Source organism: Microbulbifer weihaiensis, assembly GCF_048323715.1.
Taxonomy (GTDB): Bacteria; Pseudomonadota; Gammaproteobacteria; order Pseudomonadales; family Cellvibrionaceae; genus Microbulbifer.
Genome location: NZ_JBLWFL010000002.1, coordinates 22,186 through 36,162, shown reverse-complemented (window position 1 = coordinate 36,162; position 13,977 = coordinate 22,186). Strand labels below are relative to the sequence as shown.

General features: G+C 57.0%; 6 protein-coding genes. 5 read left to right on the top strand and 1 reads right to left on the bottom strand.

The window, feature by feature from the left end; all coding sequences use genetic code 11:
- Nucleotides 1-9: 9 nt before the first annotated feature.
- Nucleotides 10-2,274 carry a DNA polymerase III subunit gamma/tau gene (dnaX, locus tag ACNKU7_RS03930; RefSeq protein ID WP_418295663.1) on the bottom strand — a complete coding sequence of 755 codons (2,265 nt, stop codon included), beginning with the start codon at nt 2,272-2,274 and terminating at the stop codon, nt 10-12.
- 269 nt (nt 2,275-2,543) lie between these two features.
- On the opposite strand from dnaX, the gene ACNKU7_RS03925 reads away from it, so the two are divergent.
- The 5 genes from ACNKU7_RS03925 (at nt 2,544) to ACNKU7_RS03905 (ending at nt 13,807) form a co-directional block, all read left to right on the top strand.
- Nucleotides 2,544-3,068 (top strand): RNA polymerase sigma factor, encoded by a 525-nt coding sequence (locus tag ACNKU7_RS03925; protein WP_418295662.1) that lies wholly within the window; start codon nt 2,544-2,546, stop codon nt 3,066-3,068.
- 404 nt (nt 3,069-3,472) lie between these two features.
- Complete coding sequence (locus ACNKU7_RS03920; protein ID WP_418295661.1) at nt 3,473-4,540, top strand: FecR family protein; 1,068 nt, start codon at nt 3,473-3,475, stop codon at nt 4,538-4,540.
- Nucleotides 4,541-4,703: 163 nt separating this feature from the next.
- Nucleotides 4,704-7,571, top strand: coding sequence for a TonB-dependent receptor (locus ACNKU7_RS03915; RefSeq protein WP_418295660.1), 2,868 nt, complete (start codon nt 4,704-4,706; stop codon nt 7,569-7,571).
- Between the two features lie 331 nt (nt 7,572-7,902).
- On the top strand, nt 7,903-10,680 hold the full coding sequence (locus ACNKU7_RS03910; RefSeq protein ID WP_418295659.1) for a TonB-dependent receptor plug domain-containing protein: 2,778 nt from the start codon (nt 7,903-7,905) through the stop codon (nt 10,678-10,680).
- 322 nt (nt 10,681-11,002) lie between these two features.
- The gene (locus tag ACNKU7_RS03905; protein WP_418295658.1) at nt 11,003-13,807 is read left to right on the top strand and encodes a TonB-dependent receptor plug domain-containing protein; all 2,805 of its coding nucleotides are present in this window, start codon (nt 11,003-11,005) and stop codon (nt 13,805-13,807) included.
- Nucleotides 13,808-13,977 lie beyond the last annotated feature (170 nt).

Sequence of the window (13,977 nt, the reverse complement as noted above, 5' to 3'; positions counted from 1 at the left end):
CAGCCGGGCTCAGCCCAGGAACTCCACGGATTCCGGTACCAGCTGCGCACCCAGTTCGGCCTGCAGATCCTGCACCAGTGGATCTCCACTCAGGGCATCCCGGGCCGACTGCAGTTGGGCCTCTTTCGTCGCCGCGACCAGGCGCGCCGGAGTTCCCCCCACGACTTCGCCAACCTGGATTTGAACCACCAGGGGCTGCTGAAAGAAATCCCCCAGCACATCCGCCAGCCGGCGCTGGTGCCCTTCGTCGTAAAGGCTGCTGAATGCATGATCCAGTGTGAAGGAAAGTATATTGTCCTGCCGTCCCAGCAGCTCCAGGTGCGATGCAATGGAATGCAGGATACCCGTCACCCCCAGCTGTGGGTACATAGCCGGCCAGCTGCCGGGGGTCAGGGCTTCCAGCCTTGCCGCTGGCCGGGCCGGCTCGGCCGCAGCCGGCTTCACTGGCTGCGCAGCGGGTGACGGAGCAGCTGGGGCTGGGGCGGACACCACCGCAGCGACCTGCTGGCGCAAGCGCTCGCGCATCTCGGCACGGGCATCAGGTTCAGGCGCCTGCCCGACAGCCTCCTGATATTCAGGGTGCTGATGCATAACCGGCGCGGACATATCCTCATGCACGGGATTCTCGGCGCCGGGGCCGGATAGCGCTTGTTCTGCGGCAGGCACCCGCGATTGATCGTCAACCGCGCCATTTTGCTCCACCGGCATCGGCGCAGCGTGATCAGGTGCGGCCTGCTCGCGAGCGGGGGCGGCCTCCTCTACGAATGCCTCAACCGGAGAAGATGGCGGAGTCGGCGCTACATCATCGGCTCTTACTGCGGGCTCTTCCCACGGAGGAGTGTCATCTACTGGCGCTTGTTGCGGCTGTAGTGACTGGGGCTCTGGTGATTGAGGCCCTGGTGATTGAGGCTCTGGTGATTGGGGCTGGGGCGCTGCCTGCAGGGCCGCAACGTCCTCGCGAGCGTGTTGCGCGGGCGCAACACCAACCGCCGAGGAATAGTCACCAGGCTGGTAATCCGGGCCAGCCGGCGCCGGGTCAAGCTCGCGGGACGGCTTTTTTTCGCCAACATCCTCACCCATTACCGTCGCGTTTTGATCAGGTACGAATCCAGACGGAATGGCTGGAGCCTGCTCAGGTACCGCAGGAGTCGCCGGCGCACCAATCCTGGCCGTCGGTATATTTGCCACACCCTGGGGCTTGAACGCCAACATGCGCAGCAGTGCCATTTCAAAACCACCGCGGGGATCCGGCGCCAAAGGCAAATCCCGGCGAGCCAGCAGTGCCATCTGGTAATAGAGCTGCACGTTTTCACTGGCAATAGTTGCGGCGTAACGCTGCAGCAGTTCCGCGTCACCAAGCGCATTATCTATAGCCTGTGGCAGAACCTGTGCGATTGCGATCCGGTGCAGGATTGACGCCAGCTCTGCGAGGGCGGCGCTGTAGTCCGGAGCCTGCTCGGACAGTGCATTCACCGCAGCAAACAGGGCCGCAGGGTCTTCCGCGGCCAGGGCCTGTACCAGCTTCCAGACCAATGCACTGTCGAGAGTACCGAGCATTGCCCGCACTTCGTCTTCACTAATCTTGCCGCCACCAAAGGCAATTGCCTGATCGGTAAGGCTCATGGCATCGCGCATACTGCCGTCGGCAGCGCGACCCAAATGCCAAAGCGCCGCTTCCTCGAAGGGCACAAGTTCCTGTTCCAGAACGAAGCGCAGGTGCGCCACCACCCGCTCGGGGCTCATATTCTTGAGATTGAATTGCAGGCAGCGCGACAGCACGGTGACGGGGAGCTTTTGCGGATCCGTTGTCGCCAGCAGGAACTTGACGTGGGGCGGCGGCTCTTCGAGCGTCTTCAGCAGCGCGTTGAAAGAGCTGTTGGAAAGCATGTGCACCTCGTCGATCAGGTACACCTTGTATCGGCCTCTGGTCGGCGCGTACTGGACGTTTTCGAGCAGTTCGCGCGTATCTTCCACCTTGGTGCGCGATGCGGCGTCCACTTCGATCAAATCCACGAAGCGGCCGTCGGCGATCTCGGAGCACGCGGAACACTGACCACAGGGCTCAGAGCTTACCCCTGTCTCGCAGTTAAGGCATTTGGCTAAAATTCGCGCAATGGTGGTCTTGCCCACCCCGCGTGTACCGGCAAAGAGATAAGCGTGATGCAGGCGATTGTTATCGAGGGCATTGATCAGCGCCTGGAGCACGTGCTCCTGACCGACCATTTCCCGGAACAACCTCGGCCGCCACTTCCGCGCCAGTACTTGATAACTCATCCGCTCTCCGCGCCATCTGGCGCCTTCTATTGATTCAGGGGCACAACTGCAGTTAGCCTGAGGACAGGTTCACAGCACCTCAATTTGAGGCTAGGGCCGCATTATACCGGCATCACCAGATAGGGATAGACATGCCATCAATCAGGCCGCTCAATCGCTCTGCCGCAGGAAAACGACCACTCGTCTACTCCGCTTCATGTATGTTATAACTTCGCGTCACCCGCCATATAACTATCAGAACGAACGCTGTACGGGGTTTCCACTATCCGATGAATAAAGCCCGGAAGACTCTTCTGGAATCGCTGTTTGCCGATCATGGCCAAGCGCTCGTGCGCTTTGTCACCAGAATCGTGCGCAGCACAGAAGATGCGGAAGATATTGCTCAGCATGCCTACCTGCGCCTGCAAAAGCTCACTGACGAGAAAGACCTTGAGAACCCCCGCGCCTACCTGTTCCAGATTGCCAACAACCTGGCAGTCGACCAGCTGCGCCGGGGAAAGCTACACATCGACTATGTAAGTCAACAGCTTCCTGCCGAAGGCGCTACCGCTACAGATGAGGATTTTGCCTACCATCAGTCTCCAGAGCGGGTGCTGGCAGCCCGGCAGCAACTGCAGGCTATTCATGAGGCCATGGACAGCCTTCCCCTGAAGTGTCGACAAGCCTTCCTGCTCCACCGCAACCGCGGGCTCTCTTACACCGAAATCGCCCAGGAGATGAACATCTCGGTCAGTAGTGTGGAGAAATACATCCTCCAGGCACTCAAAGTGTGCAGGCAAAAGGTCGAGGCCTGATTCCGGCATTCCGCGCCGGCACAGGCACTCGCCCCGACATTTGCAGAGCAGGCTATGGCGTCCCGCACCCGATTTATCATGCAAATGCACCCGATGCACTGATCTGAAGCAAGCCGACTAAATTTATTTGAGGGGTGTCCAACTACGTTCGTCTTAAGTATGAGCAGCGGTATCCAGATAAGAAAATCCGGATCCCACAGGAAATTTGTGCTAAATTTTGTCAGCTTTTATCGCAAAAATTGCACAAGAAGCTCAACCAAGTTGATTTGAGCGCCAATTTTTGGGCACCATATTGGTGCGAGACAGAACTTTTCAGCCAAATCATTATGCGCTGCCAGGTTAAACCCCACCTGCAGCTACCTGGGCGAGCCCAGAATTCAGGAACACTTTAAGGTATTAGTGCGGTGAACCCTCAGGAAGTACACGACGTACAGTCGGAAGACAGACTCGACCAGGCATGCGCCTGGATCGCACGCCTGCGCTCCGATGACTTAAGCATGGCCGACCGCCGTGCTTTTTCCGCATGGATCGCGGAATCCAGTGCGAACCGCCAGGCATTCGACGAAATGTCTGAACTTTGGGGAGACCTCGGTGTGCTCTCACACCTGCCAATTGACGAGCTATACCCGGAAAGCGTTCCCAGCACCAACTTTCGCCACGCAGACAAGCCTGTCGCAGCCAGCACTAAAGGCTCTGCTGCAGCGACAGATAATGCCCCCGGCTGGAGCCTGCCCCAGTGGCTGCTCGGTGGCGGACTGGCCACTGCCTGCCTGAGTGTCGCGCTTTGGGTGGGCAACCAATGGCTGCAACAGGGCCCTACTGACGAGCAAACCTACGCAACCACGGTCGGTGAGACCCGTGTAGTCGCACTGCCGGATGGCTCGCAAGTCCACCTGAACACCAACTCCGAACTGGTGGTCAACTTCAGCCGCGAAGAGCGCCGCACCCAACTCCTGAAAGGCGAAGCCTATTTTGAGGTTGCCCGCCAGACATCGCGGCCGTTCAGCGTCGCAGCCGGTGCTGCCAACATCCGGGTGCTGGGAACGCAATTCAATGTGGAGCGCAACCCTGAGAACACCCGCGTTTCTGTCACCGGCGGTGTGGTTGCCGTCAGCGAATCGCGAACGGCCAGCGGCCTGCAGCCGGAGTCTGTCAAGCTTACCCGCAATCAGAAAGTCAGTGTATCCAATGGCGGCATTGGCGATGTTGGCCACACTTCCGCCGAAGAAGCCCTGGACTGGACTCGTGGTCAGCTGGTGTTCGATGAAACACCCCTGCGCGATGCACTGGAAGAACTCAATCGCTACCTGAGTGTTCCCGCCGCAGCCCCGGGCCTCGGCGACCGCACACTGTCCGGTACTTTCGAGCTCACGGATCCAGATAGCACACTTTCTGCTATCGCTGCGGCACTGGGTCTCGAGCAGGATCACAGCGACCCCAACCTGACTCTCTTGTCACCCAAGCCTAACTAAGATATAAACCCCCAGCGGGGTGATCGTATTTTTTTTAGCCAAAAGCATCCACACCCCCCAGTAAAACGAAAGATTACAAATTAACTCCTTTCCGGTGCCGATCGCGCCGGAAGAGGCGGGTGGGACTATTTCTTTGAAACTCCGGCACTGGGCGTCTTTGTCTTTGACGGGAATACTGGCAGTACTCTCAGAGAGTGCCCTGGCCGGCTGCCCGAAAGATGGCGTTCAGCTCCCCGCTGGCAACCTGTCCCGCGCGCTTATCTCACTCGGCCGTCAATGCCGGGTGTCGCTCGTTGTAGAGACTGAAATTGCGGCCAACATCCACATCGCCGCACGACACCTGCAGACCCCTGATGGCAGCATAACCCCTGCGCTGAATGAGCTGCTGAAAACTACTCCGCTCACATTTACCCATACGGGCACGAATGCAGTCGCTGTTCTGGCCCGCCCGGAGGATGCAGCGCCGCCACAGGACGACCTGGTTCCATTACCCGCGGAAGAAGTGACCGTAACCGGCCGCAGCCTTACGGGCAGCCACCTCCGCTACCTGAAGCTGGACAGCTACGCCCCTATCGACGTGCTCGCCCAGCCGGAACTCGAAATTACCGGCGCCCAGACCATTGCGGAACTGCTGAAGTACTTGCCCGCCGTCTCCGGCAACTCCACCAGCACCTCCGTGACCAACGGTGGTAACGGAACCGCTACCGTCACCCTGCGTGGGCTGCCCGCCAGCAATACGCTGGTACTCATCAATGGACGACGCATTGTCAGTAACGGATTTGGCGGCGAAGCAGCCGACCTGAACACCATCCCGCTTTCTGCTGTTGACCGCATCGAAGTGCTCAAAGATGGCGCCTCCGCAGTTTACGGTTCCGACGCGATTGCCGGAGTGGTCAATATCCTGCTGCGGCAAGACTTCGACGGACTGTCTGTTAATACATATTACGGACAAAGCGCTCGCGACGACCAGCAAACTGAGTCCTATAACCTGACCTGGGGCAAGGGCAGTGAAAAGGGCCACCTGATGCTGAGCCTGGCGCAATACCGTCAGGGCGGAATTCTGAGTCGTGACCGCAGGCTGTCGAAAAGTGCAGACAATCGCAATTGGGGCGGTACGGATTTACGCTCGTCAGCCGCACCGCAGGCTTATATCGCCCTTGCCGATGAAGTGGTCACCAATAGCGAGGATGGGTATCGAGCCTGGACCCCAGAAGACCTGTACAACTTCCGCGAATATACGTCCGCACGGGTACCTTCAGAACGGCAATCCCTATATCTGGCCGGCAAGCGGGAAATCGAAGACAGCGTTGAGTTCCACACCGAGGCCATGGTGGTTCGCACCCGTTCAAAGGCAACCCTGGCGCCCACTCCGGTGTTCACTCGCTTCGACAACGGCGACCTGACCATTGCCGCAGATCAGGTCTACAACCCGTTCGATCAGGAGATCACCGATGTCCGCAAGCGCGTTATCGAGCTGGGCCCGCGAATCCAGACCAACGGTACAGATACCTGGCGCCTCAACAGCGGGATTAAAGGCCTCGTCAACAACTGGCAGTGGGAGCTGGTAGCCACCACCCATTACACGCGCGCGCACGAGACACTCAACAATCTGATCGATCCACATCGGCTTTCTGCAGCCTTAAAGGGACCAGAGGAGTGCTCTGTCAGCGCCGGATGTGTTCCCGTCGACCTCCTCGGCCCAAGTGGCAGTATTGGTGAAGACCAACTGACATTCATTCGCACTGAAAATGACGTGGATGGTGCCAGCCGCATGACCTCATTGACGTACATCGCTGATGGCCCGCTCGGTCAGAATTCCGCGGGCGACATCCTCGCCGCGGCGGGGGTTGAAGTGCGCAGGGAGTCCATCGACTTTACTTCCACCGAAGCTGAAGGCCTGTCACTGATTGGCGGGGTTGCATCAGGCTCCGCCGAAGGCGAACGCCTGATCGGTGAAGCTTTCGCGGAAATTTCCCTCCCGCTACTGAAGGGAGCATTGTGGCTGGATGGCGCCGTTCGCTATTCCGACTACAGCGATTTCGGCAACACGGCCAACCCCAAAATTGCTCTCCGCTGGCGCCCATGGCCATCGGTACTGGTGCGCGCCAGCTACGCCACCGGCTTTAAAGCACCCACGCTGATCGACATGAACCAAAGTGGCTACCAGAGCCAGGAGTACCTCTTTGACCCCTGTACCAACAGTTACGCCGATCAGCTTCCCGGATGCCGGGGCCGTGCAGACCAGGCCCGCATCCAATATCTGACAGAGTTTGGCGGCAACCCGCACCTGCAACCGGAAACTTCCGACAACCGCGCTCTCGGCATCGTCTGGACGCCCGGGGACTTTACTGGCTTCCACGCCAGCCTGGACATCTTTGAAATTCGCCAAAACGACGTCATCGACACCAGCCCGCAATACCTTATTAACCAAAATGCCTACAGTGGTTTGTTTGCCGAACGGGTGCAACGGGATGCCAAAGGTGACATCACCCGAATTGTTGCCACTCGCCTGAATATCGGGGCGCGTGAAGTTACCGGTATGGACACGAGCTTGCGCTATCAATACCAGTCAAAATCCCTGGGGCTGATTCGCTGGTCTATGAATAGCAGCCATATTTATCGCTACCTGAACCAGCTGGCGCCTGGCAGCCCCATAGAAGATCTCGCGGGCACCTTTATTGATGCGGCGAGCGGCGGTGCGGGGTCGCTGCCCGACTGGAAAGCAAACACCGGTGTGTATTGGCAGAAAGGCCGCTGGGAAGGTGGATACACCGTGCATTTTGTCAGCGCGATGGACGAAAGTTTTACCCTGAATGACAAACCAGTGAATCGCTCGATCAGCAGCTGGACAACACATGACCTGCAGTTTGCCTACGCGGTGCCCGCCGGGATGCGTTTCGCGATCGGTATCGACAACATGCTGGATCAGTCTCCGCCATTTGCCGCCTCCGCGTTCAATGATAATTTCGACGGGCGAACCTACGACCTAACAGGCAGATACTGGTACACCACTTTCAGCTTTAGCATGTAAGTGTTTTTTCGGGCTAAATACGCCGCATCCTTTCCTCAAGAATAAATCCAATCCATACGGCGCCTCATCGCGAGCACAGCGCAAGACCGCAGGTGGCACCAAACTCTCACACCCCCAAGCCAACCGGCGCACATTAATTTCGCCTTTTTCCCCCACTTTGACGTAACAATTAGCCCTTCAGAACCAAAGGCGCAATTTCATTCACCAATCTCCTTGAACGAAGAAAAATTGTTCTAGTGTTGTAGCAAGCCTCTGTTGATAGAAGTTCGCAGTTGTCAGGGAGGGTGCGGCCAAATTCGGCGAACATTACCGGTATCAGGAGAGGTATACCATGGACAAAACCCGTCTTTCTCGGGCAATTACGGGCGCAATCGCGGCAGCCGCCGTCACATCGAGTTTTTCTCCCTTCTCTTTCGCCCAGGACACCCAGGCACAAGTGGAGGAAGTTGTCGTCACCGGTTCTCGTATTCAGCGTGCAACAGACGCCAATAGCGCCACTCCCATCAGTGTCTTTGACGCAGCACAGTTGGAACAGTCTGGCCAGACCACACTGGAAGATTTCCTGCAAGACATCCCATCAATGACAGGTGGCCAGTTGGGTTCATCGGTAAACAATGGCAGCGCCGGTTTGGCTACAGTGTCATTGCGCGGCCTAGGCGCCAACCGAACTCTCATTCTGATGAATGGCCGCCGCCTTAGCTCTTCCGCAGGCGCCACCGGCGTAGTCGACCTGAACACCATCCCCACTTCCATCATTGAACGCGTGGAAATCCTGCGCGATGGTGCCTCAACCATTTACGGCTCCGACGCCATTGCCGGTGTAATCAACATTATTACCAAGAAAGGTTTTGAAGGTGCAGAGCTGACGTTTGATTATGGCTCTTCCACCCACGGCGATGGCGATGAATATCTCGCCGCAATGACGATCGGCGCCGCAAATGATCGCGGGCACGTAATGCTCAACGCGCAATACACCAAGCGCGAAGACATTTCCCAGGCCGACCGCAATTTCTCCGAGTGCCCACTGCGTGAAATTGGCGGCCGGATCTTATGTGGCGGCAGCAGTACCACAACCCCCGCCCGCTTTTCACCGGTTTCAAACTCTGACCAGCTTGTTCTGGATCCTGTCGAGGGCGTGCGGGCATTCGATACCGCCAGAGATGCGTACAACTTTGCCGAGGTGAGTTACCTGATCACTCCCCAGGAAGTTGCATCCATGTATGGCTACGGCACATACGAGCTCTACGACTGGAAAGACGTAACCACGATCAATGGGTTCACCGAACTTTCCTTCGTCAATCGCCGCTCCGACCAGTTGCTTGCGGCTGAAGGTACCTTCTGGGGCCCACAAGTTCCCGTGTCCAACCCCTACAACCCTCTGGACGAGACCGTCACCATCGGGCGACGCCTTGAGGAGACCGGCGGTCGCGCCTTCTCCCAGGACCTGAACACCTGGCGGGGCGTCGTCGGCTTTGAAGGCGAGCTTTGCAATGAGTGGGCCTGGGATATGTCGTACAACTATGCACGTTGGGTGGATGCCCAGATTGACCGCGGACGCGGCAACACCGTGCGCTTTGACAACCTGCTGGACCCCGTCGCTTGTGCGGCAGACGAGGAGTGCGCTCAGGCACTCGCGGACTCTGGCGGTGTCCCGGCCTGGGATCCCTTCACAGTAGGCACCCTCACCCCGGCAATGCAGGACTATGCCCTGGTGACCAATTCACCGGTCGAACGTTCCACCCTGCGGAGCCTGCAGGCGAACCTGGTGGGTGACTTCGGCGACTGGAGCCTGACCGGCGAACCACCAGCGTGGGCAGTAGGTTATGAGCACCGTTCAGAAAGCGTGGAAATCGTCGCCGACGGTGCGGCAGAAATCGGACAGATCTACTTCGTCAGTGGCGATGCCTGGACAGGTCGGTATAACGTCGACGAGTTCTACGGCGAAGTGCGTGTTCCCATTCTCGAAGGCCGCCCCTGGGCACAGGTACTTGCGTTCGAGGCGTCCTTTCGCTATTCGGATTACAGCACCATCGGCGATGACACCACCTTTGGCGTAGTACTCGAGTATGCCCCGTTGGAACAGCTCCGTTTCCGGGGTACCTATTCAGAGGGCTTCCGGGCACCGGGCCTCGATGACCTGTTCCTGCCGCCAACCGTATCGGCAGAGTCCTACTCCGATCCCTGTGACAACTACACCCTGAACGACAACGCCAACCTTGTAGCCAACTGTCAGGCCGACGGTATTGCCCCTGGAACGACCTTCGCTTCGGATCAGGCCACCGGTCTGTTTGGGGGCAACGAAGAGCTGGAGGCCGAGAAGTCTGAGAGCTATACGCTGGGTATCGTCTGGACCCCGACGTTCGTGGAAGACATGGACTTCACCGTTGACTACTTCAATATCAGTATCGACGATGCCATAGGCACCCTGACCACGAACACCATCGTGCAGGGCTGCTATGAAAGCGCGGGGTTCAGCTCTCCCCTGTGTGACCTCATCACCGGCGCCGAGTCAGTCGGCACCAGCGTCCTGGCAACCGCTCCTGGTCGTCGCGCCGACGACCTGACGATTGCCGGCCAGCTGCTCAATACCCAGAACGTGGCCACATTTGAAACGTCCGGTGTCGACTTCGGCTTCGATTACAGCGTGGACGCAGGGCCCGGGGTTGTACGCGTCAATGCCACAGCCACCTATCTGCACGAGTGGAAATACCGCGGCAGCGCGGAAGACCCGGTGGTAGATCTGGCGGGCTACTACGGCGCTGACCCGGTAACAACGGCTATCGTCGCCTTCCCGGAGTGGAAGCTCTACTTTAACGTCGGCTACGACTACGACTGCTGGAGCGCCAACACCACGGTGCGCATGCTCGGTGAAGTGGATGATTTTGACCCGGCACCGTCCGATCTGGCCACCCATATCGATGCCACCTGGTACCAGGACTTCAACTTCAGCTACAACCGCTGGGAGAATATTGGAATCTCTGCAGGCGTCCGGAATGCGTGGAACCAGCAACCCCCCTATGTCACCAACAACGATGACATGAACACGCTGATGAGAAGCTACGACACCGTCGGACGCTTCTTCTACGGCAGCGTAACCCTGAGTTTCTAGCCACCTCACCCTGGCCCCGGCGCATCTGCGGCGGGGCCCCTTACCTGTCATTACAACCAATTGAGCCAATCAAGCATTTTATCCCCCAAAGGCCCCTTTCCCGCCTGCGTCACTGTCTTTTGTATCTAACCTCCCCGCGCCCCCCTCCCCCGTACCTGTCATTCATCCCGAAAAGAAAATTTCATTTTTTTTTGAGGGGGTCGATTCCTGGTTCGTTATACATCCGTTGGGAAGGAAATAGCCACTTGGGGGTAGCTATTTCCAGCTAATACCACACCCGTGGTGAAACTTATAAATCCAACGATCTTAGAGAGGATTTACAATGAAAAAGAACCTCCTGTCTGTAGCAGTAGCTGCTGCGATCACGGTTCCAATGTTCCCTGCTTTCGCGCAAGAAGACGCCGCGATGGTAGAAGAAGTAGTCGTTACTGGTTCTCGTATCGTACGTGCGAACCTCGAAAGCCCGACTGCAATCACTACTCTGGATTCGTCCAATATTGAATTTTCCGGCGAGCTGAACAGCGCAGACATTCTGCGCTCACTGCCAGCAACTGGTGTATCTGGCCTTTCCTCCAGCAACTCCAACTTCCTGACCTCTGGCGGCGGTATCAACACTGTTGAACTGCGCAACCTGGGCGAAGACCGCACCCTGGTACTGGTAAATGGCCGTCGCTATGTTTCCGGCGTTGCTGGCACCGCTGCCGTTGACTGGAACACTATTCCTACAGAACTGATCGAGCGCGTTGATGTAATCACTGGTGGCGCTTCCGCGATCTACGGTTCCGACGCTTTGGCTGGTGTAATCAACGTTATCCTGAAGGACGACTTTGAAGGTGTAAGCATCAGCACCTCCCATGGTGAAACTCTTGAGTTCGGCGACGACCAGACAGATCGTTTCAACCTGACTGCCGGCGGCAACTTTGACGACGGACGTGGTAACGCGGTTGTTTCCATCACCTACAGTAACGAGGGTGGCGTTCTTTCCCGTGATCGCAAGAACACCGCGGTGGACGACCTGTCTGCTATCTACTTTGGCGGTGATGTTACCGATAGCGTTGCACCATTCTACTCCTCTTTCTCCGAGTATGGCCGCTTCGGTATTCCATCTAACGGCGACCAGTACGTGTTCGACAACGACCTCGGTGAAGTCGTGGCATGGGATGGCGACAAGTACGGATTCAACCGTCAGCATTTCCGTCGTTACACTGTACCTACCGAACGTTTCCTGATCAGCAACAACCTCACCTACAATATCACTGACTCAGTAGAAGCCTTCGTAGAAACTACTTTCGCACGCACTGAAACTCAGACTGAGATCGAGCCTTATCCGTTCTCTTACGAAGATTTGTACATCGATGGCATTTCCATCGATAACCCCTTCGTACCTCAGGAGCTCCGTGATCTGGCCGTAGCTGCAGGCGATGACCACATCCAGTTCGTACGTCGTACCACTGAGCTGGATCAGCGCGGTTCCTTTGCGGAACGCCAGACTTTCCGTGCCCTCACAGGCCTCCGTGGCGAGATCAACGACTGGAACTGGGATGCCTTCATTGGTCAGGGCCAGATGCAGGATAGCCAGCGTGGTACCGGCCAGCTGAACATCTCCAACTTCCGCAACGCTCTGAACGTCGTGGACGACGGTAACGGCAACATCATCTGTGCCGACCCTGCCGCAGTCGCTGAAGGCTGTGTGCCGATCAACATCTTTGGTAAAGGCTCCATTTCTCAGGATGCTGCCGATTATGTCTCTGCGCCGTCCGTCCGCGACCAGCGCACCAAACAGACCATCGCCGGCATTAACCTGAACGGTACTATCGCAGAACTGCCTGCTGGCCCGCTGAGTCTGGCGACTGGTTGGGAATATCGTGACGAGTACGCGGCTGATTTCCCCGACGCACTGACCCGTACAGGCCAGAACGCTGGTAACAAAGAAGAACCGACGGAAGGCAGCTACGACGTCAATGAAATCTATGTCGAAGTGGAAGCCCCTGTTTTGGCCGGCCTGCCGCTGGTTCAGTCACTGAGTGTTGGCGCGGCTTACCGTTATTCCGATTACAGCACCATTGGCGACACCGAAGCCTACACAGGCCGTGTTTCATGGGTGGTTGACGATTCCCTGCGTATCCGCGGTCAGTATGCTCGTGCAGTCCGCGCGCCGAACATTAGCGAACTGTACTCCCCAGGTGGTGAGAACTTTGCTTCTGTCAGCGACCCCTGTAACGGCGTAACTGCATCCACCACTGGTGTTGTAGCCGACAACTGTCGCAGCATCCCGGCGGTTGCCGATCGTATCGCTTCTGAAGGCATTTTCGAGCTGACCCAACCAGAAATCCAGGGCACTGGCGGTTTCACTGGCAAGGGTAACGAGAATCTGTTCACCGAAACATCCGACAGCTTCACCTTCGGTGCAGTATTCGGTCAGGAACTCGGTAACTTCGGTGATATCACCCTGTCTCTGGACTGGTACAGCATTGAAATCGAAGACCTGATCGACACCGTAGGTCGCCAGACTTCTGTTGATTTCTGCTACAACTCTACCAGCTTCCCGAACAACTTCTGTGACTTCATCGTTCGTGATGGCAGCGGCCCTGCGTTCCAGAAAGGTGAGATCACCGAAGTGAACTCTGGCTTCATCAACGAAGGTACACTGAAGACCGAAGGTATCGACCTGCAGGTACAGTGGGGCATGGCTGTTGGTCAGGGCCAGTTGGACGTAGGTCTGAACTACGGACACGTATTGGAGTACACCCAGACCAAATTTGGTGATGCTGACGAACTGGTTGGCGAAGTGGGCTTCTTCGAAGATCAGTGGCTGGCAACCATCAACTACTCCTTGGATCGCCTGATGGTTCAGTGGGAAACTTCCTACCTGAGCGACGCATCCCCGGATCTGAGCAGCGCGGACTTTAACTACTCTGTAGGTGAGTTCGTGACCCACGATCTGTTCGCGTCCTACCAGTTCACCGACAGCATCAGTGCTAACCTCGGCGTAAATAATGTCCTTGATGAAGACGCGCCGATCATCCTGTCCGGTGTTCCGGGCAACAGCACGGGCACCGACACCAACGCGGCAGTGTACAACCCGATTGGCCGTAGCGCGTTTGTTGGCGTTCGATTCACTTTCTAAGTGAAAAAAATATCTTGATCATTTTAGGCGGCCTTCGGGCCGCCTTTTTTTTAGGTCGAAATAATTCATAGATGCCAGATTGGCAACAAATAAGGCAATAGGACATTAGTCACAAAATAATAAAAACCCATTAAATCCGATTATGCTGGCACAAAAGTTAACAAAAAATA

Coding starts and splice junctions, on each gene's coding strand:
- ACNKU7_RS03925 (WP_418295662.1), top strand. CDS start 2,544: ATGAATAAAGCCCGGAAGACTCTTCTGGAATCGCTGTTTGCCGATCAT.
- dnaX (WP_418295663.1), bottom strand. CDS start 2,274: ATGAGTTATCAAGTACTGGCGCGGAAGTGGCGGCCGAGGTTGTTCCGG.
- ACNKU7_RS03905 (WP_418295658.1), top strand. CDS start 11,003: ATGAAAAAGAACCTCCTGTCTGTAGCAGTAGCTGCTGCGATCACGGTT.
- ACNKU7_RS03910 (WP_418295659.1), top strand. CDS start 7,903: ATGGACAAAACCCGTCTTTCTCGGGCAATTACGGGCGCAATCGCGGCA.